Source organism: Shinella sp. OV683 (genome assembly GCF_057787725.1).
The window spans coordinates 2,058,487-2,073,727 of sequence record NZ_CM173543.1; the positions used below are offsets into that span (position 1 = coordinate 2,058,487).

Genomic DNA, 15,241 nt, shown 5'->3' on the forward strand with positions numbered 1-15,241 from the left:
CAAATGGCGAAAACGAGCGCAGTTGAAAAGAACAAGCGCCGCCGTAAATTGGTTGCCCAGCATGCCAACAAGCGTGCAAAGCTGAAGGCAATCATCTCGGACCGCAATCTTCCGATCGAAGACCGGTTCAAGGCAACTCTGAAACTGGCTGAACTGCCGCGGAATGGCTCGAAGGTCCGGATTCGCAATCGTTGCGAAGTCACCGGTCGTCCTCGCGCCTTCTACCGGAAGCTCGGAATGTCGCGTATCGCTCTGCGTCAACTCGGCAATTTTGGGCAGATCCCCGGCATTGTTAAGTCAAGCTGGTAAGGAGAGCAAACCATGTCCATGACTGATCCATTGGGTGATATGCTCACCCGCATCCGCAACGGTGTTGCTCGCCGCAAGTCGTCTGTTTCCACCCCGGCATCGAATCTTCGTGCCCGCGTGCTCGACGTCCTGCAGTCCGAAGGCTACATCCGCGGTTATTCCAAGGTCGATTTTGAGAACGGCAAGTCCGAGCTCACCATCGAGCTGAAGTACTATGAAGGCGCACCGGTGATCCGCAAGATCGACCGCGTGTCCAAGCCGGGCCGCCGGGTCTATGTCTCGGTCAAGTCCATTCCGCAGGTCGCGAACGGCCTCGGCATCACTATCCTTTCGACTCCGAAGGGTGTGATGGCCGATCACCAGGCTCGCGAACAGAACGTTGGTGGCGAATTGCTTTGCTCGATCTTCTGATCGGCAAAGTGATCCTCGCATAACGAACAGACAGGTAGAAAATATGTCTCGTATCGGTAAGAAGCCCGTTCAGGTTCCTGCAGGTGTGACCGCCACTGTCGAAGGACAGAAGGTAACGGCTAAAGGCCCCAAGGGCGAACTGTTCTTCGTCGTCAATGATGAAGTTGTTGTAAAGCTCGAAGAAAATACGGTGGCTGTTACCCCAGCCAACGACTCCAAGGACGCCCGCGCAAAGTGGGGCATGTCCCGCACCATGGTTGAGAACCTCTTCAAGGGTGTCAAGGACGGCTACGAGAAGAAGCTCGAAATCAACGGCGTTGGTTATCGTGCGGCCCTGCAGGGCAAGAACCTGCAGCTGCAGCTGGGCTTCTCCCACGACGTCGTGTACCAGCCGCCGGAAGGCATCACCATTGCCGTGCCGAAGCCGACGGAAATCACCGTCATCGGTATCGACAAGCAGGTTGTCGGCCAGGTTGCTGCGGAGATCCGTGAATACCGCGGTCCCGAGCCCTACAAGGGCAAGGGTGTCAAGTACGCCGGTGAGCGTATTGTCCGCAAGGAAGGCAAGAAGAAGTAAGGAAGCGCAAAAATGGCTAGCACAAAAGATCAAATGGTGCGCCGCGCAAGCCGCGTTCGCCGCCATCTCAAGTCGGTCGCCAATGGCCGCCCGCGCCTGTCCGTGCATCGTTCTTCCAAGAACATCTACGTACAGGTCATCGATGACGTCGCCGGCAAGACCCTTGCTTCGGCCTCGACCCTCGACACCGGCCTCCGTTCTTCGCTGAAGACCGGCGCCGACACTGCCGCAGCCGCCGCAGTTGGCAAGCTCGTAGCCGAGCGCGCCGTTGCAGCTGGCGTGAAGGACGTGGTCTTCGACCGCGGCTCCTTCATCTTCCACGGCCGCATCAAGGCTCTTGCCGATGCAGCCCGCGAAGGTGGCCTGAACTTCTAATGGACGGCCCGGCTTGCCGGGCCTTTCGCTCTGAAGCTCTTTTGCTTCAACCCACCGGGCCCTGGATAGTTTCCCAAAAAATGGAAGCTCCGGGGTCTTGTTTTGAACCGCCGATTGCACCGGAAAAGAAAAAGGAAAAGGACAATGGCACAGGAAAAGAGGTCTTCGCGCGAAGACCGTCAGGGCCGCGAAGAACGCGATAGCGAATTCGTCGACAAGCTCGTAGCAATCAACCGCGTCGCGAAAGTCGTCAAGGGCGGCCGTCGCTTCGGTTTCGCAGCACTCGTCGTCGTTGGCGACCAGAAGGGCCGCGTTGGCTTTGGTCATGGCAAGGCTCGTGAAGTGCCGGAAGCCATCCGCAAGGCAACTGAAGCTGCCAAGCGCGATCTGATCTTCGTGCCGCTGCGCGATGGTCGTACACTGCATCACGACGTTCCGGGCCGTCACGGCGCCGGCAAGGTTCTGCTGCGTTCGGCTCCGGCCGGTACCGGTATCATTGCAGGTGGCCCGATGCGCGCCGTGTTCGAAACGCTCGGCGTCCATGACGTCGTTGCCAAGTCGACCGGTTCCTCGAACCCCTACAACATGGTTCGCGCGACGTTTGACGCGCTCAAGAACCAGGTTCATCCGAAGGACATTGCAGCCCAGCGCGGTATCAAATACGCCACGCTTCAGGCTCGCCGCTCGCAGAGCGGTGCCGGCAATGCCGCTGAAGAATAAGGAGCCGAGATAATGGCCAAGAAAGCTGAAGCGAAGAAGAACACCGTCACCGTTGAACAGATCGGTTCGCCGATCCGCCGTCCGTCCAAGCAGCGCGAAACGCTGATCGGTCTCGGCCTCAACAAGATGCATCGCGTCCGTACGCTCGAAGACACGCCGTCTGTCCGTGGCATGATTGCCGCTGTCGGACATCTGGTTCGTGTCGTCGACGGCAAGTGAGACGGGAGAGACGACAATGAAACTGAATGAAATCAAGGACAATGAAGGTTCTACCAAGAACCGCAAGCGCGTCGGCCGTGGTATCGGCTCGGGCTCCGGCAAGACCGGCGGCCGCGGCGTCAAGGGTCAGAAGGCACGTTCGGGTGTAGCCATCAACGGCTTCGAAGGCGGCCAGATGCCTATCTACCGTCGCCTGCCGAAGCGCGGCTTCAACAACATCTTCAAGGACGACTTCGTGGTTGTCTCCGTTGCCCGTATCCAGGCAGCTGTCGATGCCAAGAAGCTCGATCCGAAGCAGACGATCGATGCCGCCGCCCTCAAGGCTGCCGGCGTTATCCGTCGCATCAAGGATGGCGTTCGCGTCCTCTCCGATGGCGAATTGACGGCCAAGGTCACGCTCGAAGTGGCCGGTGCTTCCAAGACCGCGGTCGAGAAGATCGAAAAGGCCGGCGGTTCGGTAAAGCTTCTTTCTGCTGCTGCAGAATAAGCCTTAGATTAGACGCCCGGTGTGCTTCACACCGGGCGTTTTTGCTCCTATATGAGAGCCTCACGCCGGGAACCCGTATCTTGCGGTTTTCGGACATTCGACGCCAGAAGTGAGGCCGTAATCCCAGTATTGCAGCCCGCTCCCGGTTTAACTGACAGGACTGACCCACCAAGCCGAACCCATTAGGGTTCCTGGATCTGGTGTTGCGGAGATATTCATGGCTTCTGCTGCGGAACAACTTGCTTCCAATCTGAGTTTTTCAACTTTTTCGAAAGCGGAAGACCTGAAGAAGCGCCTCTGGTTCACCCTGGGCGCGCTGCTCGTCTATCGCCTGGGCACATATATCCCGCTGCCGGGAATCAATCCTGAAGCCTTCGCCAACGCCTTCAAGGGCCAGTCTGGCGGCATCCTTGGCCTGTTCAACATGTTTTCCGGTGGCGCGGTCAGCCGTATGGCGATCTTTGCGCTCGGCATCATGCCTTACATTTCCGCCTCGATCATCGTCCAGCTGATGACCTCCGTCGTGCCTGCGCTCGAGCAGCTCAAGAAAGAGGGCGAGCAGGGCCGCAAGATGATCAACCAGTACACCCGCTACGGCACGGTGATTCTCGGTGCCCTGCAGGCCTACGGGATCGCGGTCTCGATGGAAGCGGGCCAGGGCATCGTCGGCGATCCCGGCTGGTTCTTCCGTATTTCCACCGTGGTTACGCTGCTCGGTGGCACGATGTTCCTGATGTGGCTGGGTGAACAGATCACATCGCGCGGCATCGGCAACGGTATTTCGCTGATCATCTTCGCCGGTATCGTCGCGGCTCTGCCACATGCTCTCGCTGGCACTCTCGAACTTGGCCGTACTGGCGCGCTTTCGACCGCCGTCATCCTGCTGGTCATCGTTGTCGCCATCGCTGCCATTGCCATGATCGTGTTCTTCGAGCGCGCCCAGCGGCGCCTGCTGATCCAGTATCCGAAGCGACAGGTCGGCCAGAAGATGTTCCAGGGCGATACGTCGCACCTGCCGCTGAAGCTCAACACTTCGGGCGTCATCCCGGCGATCTTCGCGTCCTCGCTCTTGCTGCTGCCGGCAACGCTGGCTGGTTTCTCGGGCAATTCGAACCTGCCGGATTGGGCAACGACCATCGTCGCGTCGCTCGGTCACGGTCAGCCGCTGTACATGGTGATGTATGGCGCGCTGATTGCCTTCTTCGCCTTCTTCTACACCGCCATCGTCTTCAATCCGAAGGACACCGCGGATAACCTCAAGAAGCATGGCGGCTTCATTCCGGGCATTCGTCCCGGCGAACGGACAGCTGAATATATTGACTATGTGCTGACGCGCATCACCGTTATCGGTGCCGCTTACCTCATCATCGTCTGCATTCTGCCTGAGATCCTGATCGCCCAGACGGGTGTGCCGTTCTACCTTGGTGGTACGTCGCTTTTGATTGTTGTCAGCGTCACCCTTGATACTGTAGCACAGATACAGGGTCACCTGATTGCCACGCAGTATGAGGGACTGATCAAGAAGTCGAAACTTCGTGGAGGGAAGAGGGGATAATGCGATTAATTCTGTTGGGGCCGCCGGGGGCGGGGAAGGGCACCCAGGCTCAGCGTATCGTCGAGAAGTACGGTATTCCGCAACTATCCACAGGCGATATGCTGCGCGCAGCGGTCCAGGCGGGCACTGACGTCGGCAAGCGTGCGAAGGCAGTGATGGACGCCGGCAATCTGGTCTCCGACGAGATCGTCAACGCCATCGTCTCCGAGCGAATCGACGCTGCCGATTGCGCCAAGGGGTTCATTCTCGACGGTTATCCTCGGACACTCGTGCAGGCCGATGCCGTTGAGACGATGCTCGCCTCGAAGGGCACCAAGCTTGACGTGGTTGTCGAACTCCAGGTGAACGACGCCGTACTCGTCGATCGTATTTCCGGCCGGTACACCTGCGCCAAGTGTGGCGCGGGCTATCATGACCGGAATCACAAGCCGAAGGCCGAGGGCATCTGCGATAAGTGCGGGTCGCATGAATTCAAGCGGCGCCCCGACGACAATGCGGAGACTGTGGCGACGCGGCTTCAGGTCTACTACAAAGAGACATCGCCCCTGATCGGCTACTATCATGCCAAGGGACTTCTCAAATCGGTTGACGGCATGGCCGAGATCGATGAAGTAACGCAGGCGATCGAAGCGATTCTTAAGAACTTGTGACGATCAAAAAACTTTTGGCGGACAGTTGCTTTTTACGGGCGATTCCGCTATTGACGCGCCAACTCGCGAGACATGATGCGATCGGCGTGGATTTCTTCTGGAAGCAGGGGAAGACCGGCCCGATCGTTTTTGACATGAAGCGACCGGAACAAATGAAACAGGCAGCTGCTTGACGGCTGTGTAACGAAAAGCCGATTGCCGGATGGCAAGCGGAATGCAAGGAGAACAGGCGTGGCTCGTATCGCTGGCGTCAACATCCCGACTCAGAAGCGCGTTGTAATCGCTCTGACGTATATCCACGGGATCGGTCCGAAATTCGCACAGGAAATCGTCGACAAGGCTGGTATCCCGGCTGAGCGTCGCGTGCATCAGCTGACGGATGCTGAAGTTCTGCAGATCCGCGAAACCATCGACCGCGATTATCAGGTTGAAGGCGACCTGCGTCGTGAAACCTCGATGAACATCAAGCGTCTGATGGACCTCGGTTCCTACCGTGGCCTTCGTCATCGCCGCTCGCTGCCGGTTCGCGGTCAGCGCACGCACACCAATGCCCGCACCCGCAAGGGTCCGGCAAAGGCGATTGCTGGCAAGAAGAAGTAATTTCCGTCTCAAAGCGGAATGAAAAGAGGCTGGTGCCGCAGGCACGGGCCTCTTTTGCTAGTTTCGGATAGTGAAAACTATCCGAAGGAATGCAGCCTCCGGAAACGGTGGCTGGAATGACAGGGCAGGGGTCGATGTACCTTTCCCGGTGTAGCCGCTGGAATTACGGCGGCGAAGAGATCAATGAAAGGAAAGCATATGGCCAAGGAAGCCGCACGCGTACGCCGTCGCGAACGCAAGAATATTTCGTCGGGTGTCGCTCACGTCAATTCGACATTCAACAACACCATGATCACCATCACCGACGCACAGGGCAATGCAATTGCCTGGTCTTCGGCTGGTTCCAAGGGCTTCAAGGGTTCGCGCAAGTCGACCCCGTTCGCTGCCCAGATGGCTGCTGAAGACGCTGCCAAGAAGGCCCAGGAACACGGCATGAAGCAGCTCGAAGTGGAAGTTTGCGGTCCGGGCTCGGGTCGTGAATCCGCTCTGCGCGCGCTCCAGGCTGCCGGTTTCACGATCACGTCGATCCGCGACGTGACGCCGATCCCGCACAACGGTTGCCGTCCGCGCAAGAAGCGCCGCGTCTGATCATTTATCCACGCGCCGGCTCCGGCCGGCGTTCCTCGATGTCGATCGCCACGATTGGATGGTGGCGCGAATGGAAGGCTTAAAACACATGATTCAGAAAAACTGGCAGGAACTCATCAAGCCGAACAAGGTGGAATTTTCCTCCTCGAGCCGTATCAAGGCCGTGCTTGTTGCAGAACCTCTCGAGCGCGGCTTCGGCCTGACGCTCGGCAATGCACTTCGCCGTATTCTTCTGTCCTCGCTGCGCGGCGCTGCCGTGACCGCGGTGCAGATCGATGGCGTGCTGCATGAATTCTCCTCGATCCCGGGCGTCCGCGAAGACGTGACCGATATCGTGCTCAACATCAAGGAAATCGCCATCAAGATGGACGGCGATGACTCCAAGCGCATGGTCGTGCGCAAGCAGGGTCCTGGCCAGGTAACGGCCGGCGACATCCAGACCGTGGGTGATATCGAAATCCTCAATCCGGGCCATGTCATCTGCACCCTCGACGAGGGCGCGGAAATCCGCATGGAATTCACCGTGTCGAATGGCAAGGGCTATGTTCCTGCCGACCGTAACCGTTCGGAAGATGCTCCGATCGGCCTTATCCCGGTCGACAGCCTGTTCTCGCCGGTCAAGAAAGTGTCCTACAAGGTGGAAAACACCCGCGAAGGCCAGGTTCTCGACTACGACAAGCTGACCATGACCATCGAAACCGACGGTTCGGTCACCGGTGAAGACGCAGTCGCTTTTGCGGCCCGCATTCTTCAGGACCAGCTCTCCGTGTTCGTCAACTTCGACGAGCCGCAGAAGGAAACCGAAGAAGAGACCATTACGGAACTCGCCTTCAACCCGGCGCTTCTCAAGAAGGTGGACGAACTGGAACTTTCGGTCCGTTCGGCCAACTGCCTGAAGAACGACAATATCGTCTATATCGGCGACCTCATTCAGAAGACCGAAGCCGAAATGCTTCGTACTCCGAATTTCGGCCGCAAGTCGCTCAACGAGATCAAGGAAGTTCTCGCGTCCATGGGCCTCCATCTTGGTATGGAAGTTCCCGCCTGGCCGCCGGAAAACATCGAAGAACTCGCCAAGCGCTACGAAGACCAGTACTAACAATAGTTAAGGCAGGTTCCTGCCTTTCCCCGTCAAACAGCAGGTTTTCATCTGCATGTGCCAGGAAACGGCAGGCCCAAACAAGATTAGGGTAACCTGCGATTAAAGGAGAATAGCAATGCGCCATGGTATGGTCGGCCGCAAGCTCAATAGAACCGCAAGCCATCGCAAGGCGATGTTTGCAAACATGGCAGCCTCGCTCATCGAGCATGAGCAGATTGTCACCACCTTGCCGAAGGCAAAGGAAATCCGCCCGATCGTCGAAAAGCTCGTGACGCTCGGCAAGAAGGGTGACCTTCATGCCCGTCGCCAGGCGATCTCGCAGATCGGTAGCGCCGAACTGGTTGCCAAGCTGTTCGCAGCCATTGCACCGCGTTATGCCAACCGTCATGGCGGCTACCTCCGCATCATGAAGGCCGGCTTCCGCCGTGGCGACAATGCCCCGCTCGCCGTCATCGAATTCGTTGACCGCGACGTTTCTGCCAAGGGCTCTGCGGACCTCGTTCGCGTTGAAGCTGAAAAGGCTGCCGAAGCCGCTTGATAGCGACATCAGCACTGTAATACGAAGAAGCCGGGTGTTGAGCCCGGCTTTTTTTGCGTTCATGGAAGGTGTCCACTGATGATCGAGACCGAACATCTGCTACTGCGACCGGTGAACACGGATGACCTTTTCGGCTATATGCCGCTTTGGCAGGAGGAGCCGGGGCCTGACGGCGCACCATCGCGCCTGCCGGTGCTGAACGAGGAAGAGGTCTGGGCGCGGATCCTGCGCTGGACCGGGCATTGGGCGACATTCGGTTTTGGGCCGTTCGTAGCCGTGGATCGTGTGTCTAACACGATCTGTGGCGAGATCGGCTTTGCCTACTTCCATCGCGGCCATGGACCAGCCTTTGATATATCGCCGGAAGGCATGTGGAAGATCACGGCCGAGCATCGTGGCAAGGGCTATGCACAGGAGGCGATGACGGCCGCGGCAGCATGGTTTGATAGAACCGTGGCGGCGGAACGCACTGTCTGCATGATCGATCACTCGAACGTTGTGTCAAGGCGTCTAGCCGCAAAGCTCGGCTTCTCGGAATTTGCCGAGGCGACATATAAGGGCAATCCGTTGATCCTGTGCGAGCGTTTGCTGCCGCGCTGATCGGCCGACTTGCCAGGTCGTCGTCGCTATGCATGATGCCGAGCCAGGGATTTGGCTGGGAGGCGTGCATGGATCACTTCATTCTTCTGACATTCGCTGTCGTGTCGTTCATCGGCATCGCCACTCCGGGGCCGACGGTATTGCTCGCCTTGAGCAATGGCTCGCGGCACGGCGTCCGGCGTTCGCTCTATGGGATGATTGGCGCTGTTCTGTCGGATTTCATTTTGATCGGTGCGGTGGCGCTGGGGCTGGGCGCATTGCTTGCAGCCTCGGAATTCTGGTTCTCGGTCGTCAAATGGGTCGGTGTCGGCTATCTGGCCTTTCTGGGCGTGATGATGCTGCGATCCAAGGGAACGCTCGACCAGGCGTTGCGGAACACTGAGAGCGGTTCGGCGTCGCGGCTGGCGATCTTTCTCCGCAGTCTTCTGGTCGCCGTCACCAATCCAAAGGGCTATCTGTTCTTCTCGGCCTTCCTGCCACAATTCGTCGTCGCTGATGCACCGCAGGTTCAGCAATATGCGGCGCTCGCCCTTGTCTTCGCCTCGATCGATTTTCTGGTGATGCTGCTCTATGCGCTTCTCGGTTCGCAAGCGGTGCGGATGTTGAAGACATCGGGAGCAATGTGGCTCGACCGGGTGTGCGGTGGGGCGCTTTTGTTGCTTGCCGGCTCGCTGGCATTTTACCGCCGGGCGACGAACTAAAAAGCCCCGCTGCGGATGTCCGAAGCGGGGCTCATATCAGGTGATAGTTTCTCAGCTCAATGCGCGATCATCACGTGGCGGACGACGGTGTAGTCCTCCAGCGCGTAGGCTGACATGTCCTTGCCGTAACCGGACTGTTTCAACCCTCCATGCGGCATCTCGTTGGTCAGCATGAAGTGGGTATTTACCCAGGTGCAGCCGTAACGCAGCTTGGCAGACGCCTTCATCGCCTTGGAGACGTCCTTGGTCCAGACGGAGGAGGCGAGGCCGTAGTCGCTGTCATTGGCCCAGGTGACGGCATCGGCGTCATCGGAGAACTTGGTCACCGATACGACCGGACCAAAAACTTCGCGGCGGACGATCTCGTCATCCTGCATGGCGCCGGTGACGACGGTCGGCTGGAAGAAGAAACCCTTGTCGGAGCCCATCTTGCCGCCGGCGGCGATCTGCATGTGGCCGAGTTCGCTGGCGCGCTCGACGAAGCTCGAGACGCGGTCACGCTGGCGCTTGGAGATCAAGGGGCCGATCTCGTTTTCGGTATCGTCGGCCTGATTGTACTTGATGGTCGAGACGGCTGCCGCGAGGTCGGCGACGAACTTGTCGTAGATTTTCTCGTGCGCGTAGATGCGGCAGGCGGCGGTGCAATCCTGGCCGGCATTGTAGTAGCCGAAGGTCTTGATCGCCGAGACGGTGGCATCGATATCGGCATCGCCGAAAACGATGACCGGTGCCTTGCCGCCGAGTTCGAGATGCGTGCGCTTGACGGTCTTGGAGGCTGCAACCAGCACCTTCTTGCCGGTGGCGATGTCACCGGTGATCGACACCATGCTGATCTTGGGATGATTGATCAGGTAATTGCCAGTGGTTTCGCCACGGCCGAGCACGACGCTGACTACGCCTTCCGGCAGCACGTCGGCCAGAACCTTGGCGAGCTTGAGCGTCGTCAGCGGCGTCTGTTCGGACGGCTTGATGACGACGGTGTTGCCGCCGGCGAGTGCGGGCGCCAGTTTCCACGCGGCCATCATCAGCGGATAATTCCACGGGGCGATCGAGCCGATGATACCGACGGGATCGCGGCGGATCATCGAGGTGAAGCCGGGGAGGTACTCTCCGGCGATCGGGCCGTGCTGTGTGCGGATGGCGCCGGCAAAGAACCGGAAGCAATCGGCAATCGCCGGGATCTCGTCATTCAGTGCCGCGTTGATGGGCTTGCCGCAGTTGAGCGCCTCGAGCGTCGCAAAGCCCACGGCTTCCTTCTCGATTGCATCGGCGATGGCCAGGAGATAGCCGGCGCGCTGGGCAGGCGTTGTTTCGGACCAGGTCGTGAACGCGGCTTCGGCGGCATCGACGGCGCGGTCGATCTGTGCCGTCGAGGCTTCCGGAATGGCGACGACGGTCTCGCCGGTCTTGGGGTTGAGGATCTGCTCCTCCATCTCGGTGCCGGCTTCAAAAGCGCCGCCGATCAGCATCTGTGTGTCCATGGTTATTCTCCCTTCGCTCACTTGCCGGCGCCGGCGGTTTCCGCGCCGTCCCGGGTCAGATAATAGGCGCCCAGAATGGGCAGGAATGTCACGATGACCACGAACATGGCCACGACATTGGTAACGGGTCGCTCGCGCGGCCGGATCAGCTCCTGCAGCATCCAGATCGGCAGCGTCTGCTGCTGGCCGGCGGTGAAGGTCGTGACGATGACCTCGTCGAACGACAGCGCGAAGGCCAGCATACCGCCGGCGAGTAGTGCCGTGCCGATATTCGGCAGGATGATGTAGCGGAACGTCTGGAAGCTGTTGGCCCCGAGATCGTAGGACGCCTCAACCAGCGAGCCGGAGAGCCGCCGGAAGCGCGCGACCGCGTTGTTGTAGACCACGACGACGCAGAACGTGGCGTGGCCGAGCACGATCGTCCAGAAGGAGAAGGGGATCTCCATCAGGCCGAAGGCGGAGCGCAGGGCAATGCCGGTGACGATACCGGGCAGCGCAATCGGCAGGATGACCAGAAGCGAGATGGCCTCCTTGCCGAAGAAACTGGCGCGGGCGACGGCGGCGGCGCAGAGCGTGCCGAGCAGCAGGGCGACAGCCGTGGCGATAGCGGCTACCTGTACGGACAGCGATAGCGCTGACCAGACGTCGGGGCGATCCCAGGCACGGCCGAACCATTGCAATGTAAAGCCCGGTGGCGGCCACTGGAAGCTCTTTTCTTCCGTCGTGAACGCATAGACGAAGATCAGCAGGATTGGCAGTTGCAGGAAGATCAGGCCGGCGCCGGCAGCGATCTTTAGGGCGAGCGGGGCGGAGTTGGTCTTGTCAGAGCGCATCGAATGCCCCCTTCTTCTTAGCCGCCCAAAGATAGAACGCCATGATGATGATCGGCACGACCGAGAATGCGGCGGCGAGCGGCACATTGCCGGCGGTGCCCTGCTGGGTATACACGGCCTGGCCGATGAACAGCCGCGACGAACCGATGATGCCCGGAATGATATAGTCGCCCAGCGTCAGCGAAAAGGTGAAGATCGAGCCGGCAATGATACCCGGCAGCGCCAGCGGGAAGAGCACGTGGCGGAATGTCTTGCCCGGGCCGCCGCCGAGATCGTAGGAGGCCTCAATCAGGTTCGCGGGCACCCGTTCGAGTGCAGCCTGCACCGGCAGGATCATATAGGGCAGCCAGATATAGACGAAGACGAGGAACGTACCTGTCGAACTGACGGACAGCGAGTTGCCGCCGATGACCGGGATCGACAGATACGCGTCGAGCAGCCAGGAGAGATGCAGCTTGCCGAAGAACCAGTTGAGGATGCCTTCCTTGGCGAGGATCAGCTTCCAGGCATAGATCTTGACGAGATAGCTCGACCACAGCGGCAGCATCGCGCCGAGATAGAACATCGCCTTCCAGCGCCCCTTGGCATAGCGGGCGGCGAAATAGGCGATGGGGAAGGCGATGATCGCGGAGGCGATGGTCACCAGCGCCGCCATCGTCACTGTACGAATGATGATGTCGAGATTGGACGATCGGAACAGCTGCGCATAGGTATCAAGTGTCAGCTGGTATTTCACCAGGCCGGTGAAATCGTCGATCGAGAAGAAGCTCTGTAGCAGCAGCGCGAAAAGTGAGCCGATATAGATGATGCCGAGCCACAATAGCGGCGGGGCGAGCATCAGTGCCAGCAGCAGCTTCGGCCGCCGCCAGAAAGTGGCGGAGAGGCGCGATAGCGCCCCCTCCTGCGGCGGAGTGGTGAGGTTCGCCGTCGTCATGCCGCGTCACCCAGGACATGCAGGGCATCGCGCGAAAAGTGTACGAACATATTCTCGCCGTCGGCAGGCAGATTGCTTGAGGCCGGCAAGTTGGCATGCAGCTTGGCAGTGCCGGTGTCGAGGGATACGCGGGTGACCGAGCCAAGGAAGCTGCGGTTGGTCAGGCGGGCGCGCACCGTCAGGTCTTCGGCCGTGCCTTCGCCACCGTGGATCATTTCGGGCCTGAGGCTGGCCCAGACGCGGTTGCCGGTGAGGGAAGCGGTGAAATCGGGGGGCAGGATGTTGGAAGAGCCGACGAAATCGGCGACGAATTTCGAGGCCGGCCGCTGATAGATATCTTCGGGCGAGCCCGACTGGACGATGCCACCATCGTTGAACACGGCGACGCGGTCGGCCATCGACAGGGCCTCTCCCTGATCATGGGTGACGAAGATGAAGGTGATGCCGAGTGCCTTCTGCAGCGTCTTCAATTCTTCCTGCATCTGTTCGCGCAGTTTGAGATCCAGCGCGCCGAGCGGCTCGTCGAGCAGCAACACCTTGGGCTTGTTGACCAGTGCGCGGGCTAGCGCCACGCGCTGCCGCTGACCGCCGGAGAGCTGGCCGGTCTTGCGATGCCCATAGCCGCTGAGTGCTACGAGTTCGAGCGCTTTTTCCGCGGCCGTGCGGCGCGTGGACTTCTCCACGCCCTTGACCATCAGCCCGTAGGCGACGTTGTCGAGGATGCTCATATGCGGAAAGAGGGCGTAGTCCTGAAAGACCGTGTTGACGCTGCGCTTCCAGGGCGGCACGCCATTGGCGTTCTCGCCGAAAATCTCGATCGCGCCGCCAGTCGGCTGCTCGAAGCCGGCAACAAGCCGGAGGCAGGTGGTCTTGCCGGAGCCGGACGGGCCGAGCATTGCGAAGAATTCACCCTCGGCAATATCAAGATTGACCTTGTCGACGGCCTTCACATCGCCGAAATGGCGCGACACGTCGCGGAAGGATACTGCCGAAACCATGGGGATTCTCCGAATATAGAATTTTGTCCAGGGGCTATACCCCTCACCAAATTCGCCGAGCCAATCGGCTTCGCCTCTTGGGGCGAACTATCCTCTCCCACAAGGGGAGAGGAAAAACTCGCGGCGCCGTTTCGCCCAAATGGAAGGTCTGGCCGTGGGGCACCCTGCCTCTCCCCTTGTGGGAGAGGATAGCAAGCCCGTGAGAGGCGTAGCCGATCACATTGGGCGCGCTTGGTGAGGGGTAGCCTTCGGGGTCACCCCTCACGCGACTTACTGCCCGCCCATCACGGCGATGAAATCCGACGTCCAGCGATGGTATGGCACGCATTCGCCCTGGCTTGCGCATTTGGCGACCGGAGTCTTCCAGAAGCTGATCTTGTCGAAGTTATCGAAGCCGTTGGTGGCGCAACCGGTATCGGTCAGCAGTGCATCGCCCTTGCAGGCGGCCGGCACGGCCGGCACCGAGCCGAACCAGGCGGCAAGATCACCCTGCACCTTGGGCGAAAGCGAATGCTCCATCCACATGTAAGCGCAATTGGGGTGCTTGGCGTCGACATGCATCATCGTCGTGTCGGCCCAGCCGGTGGCACCTTCGACCGGGAAGGTCGACGCGACAGGCTGCTTGTCGGCGACGAGCAGGTTGACTTGGAACGGCCATGAGCTGGAAGCCACGACACCTTCGTTCTTGAAGTCGTCGATCTGCACCATGGCGTCGTGCCAATAACGGCCAATCAGCGAGCGCTGGCCCTTGAGCAATTCGAGCACGGCGGCATACTGCTCTTCGTTGAGCTCATAGGGATCCTTGATGCCGAGTTCCGGCTTCTTGGCCTTGAGATACAGTGCTGCGTCGGCAATGTAGATCGGGCCATCGAAGGCCTGGACGCGACCCTTGTTGGTCTTGCCGTCCGGCAGGTCCTGCTCCTCGAATACGACGTTCCAGCTGGTCGGCGCCTTGTCGCCAAAAACCTTGGTATTGTACATCAGCACGTTGGGGCCCCACTGGTAGGGCGTGCCGTAATGCACGCCATCGACCGTGTGCCATGCGGCATCCTTGAGGCGATCATCGACGGTCGACCAGCTCTTGATCAGGTTGACATTGATCGGCGCAACCTTGCCGCCTGCCACGAGGCGCAGCGACGCGTCGCCCGAGGCGGTGACGAGGTCAAAGCCGCCCTGGTTCATGAGCGTGACCATTTCGTCGGAGGTCGCTGCAGTCTTGACGGAAACCTTGCAGCCGGTTTCCTTTTCAAACGATGTGACCCAGTCATAAGCCTTGTCGCTATCGCCGCGCTCGACATAGCCGGCCCATGCGACGATCGAAACCTCGCCTTCGCCAGGCCCGATGGCCTTGAGCATTTCGGCGGAGACAGCCTGTCCGGCAAAATTCATGGCAATGAGGAGGGCGGTCGTGGACTTCAGAATAGTCTTCATATTGATGCTCCCTTTTTCGCAATTGTTCCCGGATGCAATGAAGCCAAACTTTTGCCGCTTTCGCAAATCCTTTATTCAGAAATGTGATATCGGAATTTCCGATATCATCGAAGTTTGCCCCTCACCCCGGGA

Annotated in this window: 21 protein-coding genes; 16 read left to right on the forward strand and 5 right to left on the reverse strand. The window is 59.5% G+C overall.

Annotated features, from left to right (window positions below; genetic code table 11):
• Window positions 1-3: 3 nt before the first annotated feature.
• The 16 genes from rpsN (at window position 4) to ACXHRN_RS09875 (ending at window position 9,432) form a co-directional block, all read left to right on the forward strand.
• Complete coding sequence (rpsN, locus tag ACXHRN_RS09800; protein ID WP_488641128.1) at window positions 4-309, forward strand: 30S ribosomal protein S14; 306 nt, start codon at window positions 4-6, stop codon at window positions 307-309.
• Window positions 310-321: 12 nt separating this feature from the next.
• Complete coding sequence (gene rpsH, locus ACXHRN_RS09805; protein WP_488641129.1) at window positions 322-720, forward strand: 30S ribosomal protein S8; 399 nt, start codon at window positions 322-324, stop codon at window positions 718-720.
• 43 nt (window positions 721-763) lie between these two features.
• Window positions 764-1,297 (forward strand): 50S ribosomal protein L6, encoded by a 534-nt coding sequence (rplF, locus tag ACXHRN_RS09810; protein WP_488641130.1) that lies wholly within the window; start codon window positions 764-766, stop codon window positions 1,295-1,297.
• A gap of 12 nt (window positions 1,298-1,309) precedes the next feature.
• Complete coding sequence (gene rplR, locus ACXHRN_RS09815; protein ID WP_488641131.1) at window positions 1,310-1,672, forward strand: 50S ribosomal protein L18; 363 nt, start codon at window positions 1,310-1,312, stop codon at window positions 1,670-1,672.
• Window positions 1,673-1,816: 144 nt separating this feature from the next.
• Window positions 1,817-2,392, forward strand: a complete 576-nt coding sequence (rpsE, locus tag ACXHRN_RS09820) for a 30S ribosomal protein S5 (protein ID WP_488641132.1) — start codon at window positions 1,817-1,819, stop codon at window positions 2,390-2,392.
• A gap of 12 nt (window positions 2,393-2,404) precedes the next feature.
• Window positions 2,405-2,611, forward strand: a complete 207-nt coding sequence (rpmD, locus tag ACXHRN_RS09825) for a 50S ribosomal protein L30 (protein WP_488641133.1) — start codon at window positions 2,405-2,407, stop codon at window positions 2,609-2,611.
• Between the two features lie 16 nt (window positions 2,612-2,627).
• Window positions 2,628-3,098, forward strand: coding sequence for a 50S ribosomal protein L15 (rplO, locus tag ACXHRN_RS09830; protein WP_488641134.1), 471 nt, complete (start codon window positions 2,628-2,630; stop codon window positions 3,096-3,098).
• Between the two features lie 217 nt (window positions 3,099-3,315).
• Complete coding sequence (gene secY, locus ACXHRN_RS09835) at window positions 3,316-4,653, forward strand: preprotein translocase subunit SecY (RefSeq protein ID WP_488641135.1); 1,338 nt, start codon at window positions 3,316-3,318, stop codon at window positions 4,651-4,653.
• Window positions 4,653-5,303 carry an adenylate kinase gene (locus ACXHRN_RS09840; RefSeq protein WP_488641136.1) on the forward strand — a complete coding sequence of 217 codons (651 nt, stop codon included), beginning with the start codon at window positions 4,653-4,655 and terminating at the stop codon, window positions 5,301-5,303. The genes secY and ACXHRN_RS09840 overlap by 1 nt, the downstream gene beginning before the upstream one ends.
• Window positions 5,300-5,476, forward strand: coding sequence for a hypothetical protein (locus tag ACXHRN_RS09845; protein WP_488641137.1), 177 nt, complete (start codon window positions 5,300-5,302; stop codon window positions 5,474-5,476). Before ACXHRN_RS09840 ends, ACXHRN_RS09845 begins: the two co-directional genes overlap by 4 nt.
• A gap of 58 nt (window positions 5,477-5,534) precedes the next feature.
• Entirely contained in the window at window positions 5,535-5,903 is a 369-nt protein-coding gene (gene rpsM / locus ACXHRN_RS09850; RefSeq protein WP_488641138.1) for a 30S ribosomal protein S13, read from the forward strand.
• 198 nt (window positions 5,904-6,101) lie between these two features.
• Entirely contained in the window at window positions 6,102-6,491 is a 390-nt protein-coding gene (gene rpsK, locus ACXHRN_RS09855) for a 30S ribosomal protein S11 (protein ID WP_488641872.1), read from the forward strand.
• Between the two features lie 88 nt (window positions 6,492-6,579).
• A complete protein-coding gene (locus tag ACXHRN_RS09860) occupies window positions 6,580-7,590 on the forward strand; it encodes a DNA-directed RNA polymerase subunit alpha (protein WP_488641139.1) in 1,011 nt (336 codons plus the stop codon).
• Between the two features lie 118 nt (window positions 7,591-7,708).
• Window positions 7,709-8,131, forward strand: coding sequence for a 50S ribosomal protein L17 (rplQ, locus tag ACXHRN_RS09865; protein WP_488641140.1), 423 nt, complete (start codon window positions 7,709-7,711; stop codon window positions 8,129-8,131).
• A 78-nt stretch (window positions 8,132-8,209) separates the two neighbouring features.
• The gene (locus tag ACXHRN_RS09870) at window positions 8,210-8,731 is read left to right on the forward strand and encodes a GNAT family N-acetyltransferase (RefSeq protein WP_488641141.1); all 522 of its coding nucleotides are present in this window, start codon (window positions 8,210-8,212) and stop codon (window positions 8,729-8,731) included.
• A 68-nt stretch (window positions 8,732-8,799) separates the two neighbouring features.
• On the forward strand, window positions 8,800-9,432 hold the full coding sequence (locus ACXHRN_RS09875) for a LysE family translocator (RefSeq protein ID WP_488641142.1): 633 nt from the start codon (window positions 8,800-8,802) through the stop codon (window positions 9,430-9,432).
• Between the two features lie 56 nt (window positions 9,433-9,488).
• On the opposite strand, the gene ACXHRN_RS09880 is transcribed toward ACXHRN_RS09875, so the two are convergent.
• The 5 genes from ACXHRN_RS09880 to ACXHRN_RS09900 form a co-directional block, all read right to left on the reverse strand.
• On the reverse strand, window positions 9,489-10,913 hold the full coding sequence (locus ACXHRN_RS09880) for a gamma-aminobutyraldehyde dehydrogenase (RefSeq protein ID WP_488641143.1): 1,425 nt from the start codon (window positions 10,911-10,913) through the stop codon (window positions 9,489-9,491).
• A 17-nt stretch (window positions 10,914-10,930) separates the two neighbouring features.
• On the reverse strand, window positions 10,931-11,746 hold the full coding sequence (locus ACXHRN_RS09885) for an ABC transporter permease (protein ID WP_488641144.1): 816 nt from the start codon (window positions 11,744-11,746) through the stop codon (window positions 10,931-10,933).
• Window positions 11,736-12,680 (reverse strand): ABC transporter permease, encoded by a 945-nt coding sequence (locus ACXHRN_RS09890; protein ID WP_488641145.1) that lies wholly within the window; start codon window positions 12,678-12,680, stop codon window positions 11,736-11,738. The genes ACXHRN_RS09885 and ACXHRN_RS09890 overlap by 11 nt, the downstream gene beginning before the upstream one ends.
• Window positions 12,677-13,678, reverse strand: coding sequence for an ABC transporter ATP-binding protein (locus ACXHRN_RS09895; RefSeq protein ID WP_488641146.1), 1,002 nt, complete (start codon window positions 13,676-13,678; stop codon window positions 12,677-12,679). The genes ACXHRN_RS09890 and ACXHRN_RS09895 overlap by 4 nt, the downstream gene beginning before the upstream one ends.
• Before the next feature lie 270 nt (window positions 13,679-13,948).
• Window positions 13,949-15,109, reverse strand: a complete 1,161-nt coding sequence (locus ACXHRN_RS09900; protein WP_488641147.1) for an ABC transporter substrate-binding protein — start codon at window positions 15,107-15,109, stop codon at window positions 13,949-13,951.
• Window positions 15,110-15,241: the final 132 nt, after the last annotated feature.

Coding starts and splice junctions, on each gene's coding strand:
- rpsN (WP_488641128.1), top strand. CDS start 4: ATGGCGAAAACGAGCGCAGTTGAAAAGAACAAGCGCCGCCGTAAATTG.
- rpsH (WP_488641129.1), top strand. CDS start 322: ATGTCCATGACTGATCCATTGGGTGATATGCTCACCCGCATCCGCAAC.
- rplF (WP_488641130.1), top strand. CDS start 764: ATGTCTCGTATCGGTAAGAAGCCCGTTCAGGTTCCTGCAGGTGTGACC.
- rplR (WP_488641131.1), top strand. CDS start 1,310: ATGGCTAGCACAAAAGATCAAATGGTGCGCCGCGCAAGCCGCGTTCGC.
- rpsE (WP_488641132.1), top strand. CDS start 1,817: ATGGCACAGGAAAAGAGGTCTTCGCGCGAAGACCGTCAGGGCCGCGAA.
- rpmD (WP_488641133.1), top strand. CDS start 2,405: ATGGCCAAGAAAGCTGAAGCGAAGAAGAACACCGTCACCGTTGAACAG.
- rplO (WP_488641134.1), top strand. CDS start 2,628: ATGAAACTGAATGAAATCAAGGACAATGAAGGTTCTACCAAGAACCGC.
- secY (WP_488641135.1), top strand. CDS start 3,316: ATGGCTTCTGCTGCGGAACAACTTGCTTCCAATCTGAGTTTTTCAACT.
- ACXHRN_RS09840 (WP_488641136.1), top strand. CDS start 4,653: ATGCGATTAATTCTGTTGGGGCCGCCGGGGGCGGGGAAGGGCACCCAG.
- rpsK (WP_488641872.1), top strand. CDS start 6,102: ATGGCCAAGGAAGCCGCACGCGTACGCCGTCGCGAACGCAAGAATATT.
- ACXHRN_RS09860 (WP_488641139.1), top strand. CDS start 6,580: ATGATTCAGAAAAACTGGCAGGAACTCATCAAGCCGAACAAGGTGGAA.
- rplQ (WP_488641140.1), top strand. CDS start 7,709: ATGCGCCATGGTATGGTCGGCCGCAAGCTCAATAGAACCGCAAGCCAT.
- ACXHRN_RS09870 (WP_488641141.1), top strand. CDS start 8,210: ATGATCGAGACCGAACATCTGCTACTGCGACCGGTGAACACGGATGAC.
- ACXHRN_RS09875 (WP_488641142.1), top strand. CDS start 8,800: ATGGATCACTTCATTCTTCTGACATTCGCTGTCGTGTCGTTCATCGGC.
- ACXHRN_RS09880 (WP_488641143.1), bottom strand. CDS start 10,913: ATGGACACACAGATGCTGATCGGCGGCGCTTTTGAAGCCGGCACCGAG.
- ACXHRN_RS09885 (WP_488641144.1), bottom strand. CDS start 11,746: ATGCGCTCTGACAAGACCAACTCCGCCCCGCTCGCCCTAAAGATCGCT.
- ACXHRN_RS09890 (WP_488641145.1), bottom strand. CDS start 12,680: ATGACGACGGCGAACCTCACCACTCCGCCGCAGGAGGGGGCGCTATCG.
- ACXHRN_RS09895 (WP_488641146.1), bottom strand. CDS start 13,678: ATGGTTTCGGCAGTATCCTTCCGCGACGTGTCGCGCCATTTCGGCGAT.
- ACXHRN_RS09900 (WP_488641147.1), bottom strand. CDS start 15,109: ATGAAGACTATTCTGAAGTCCACGACCGCCCTCCTCATTGCCATGAAT.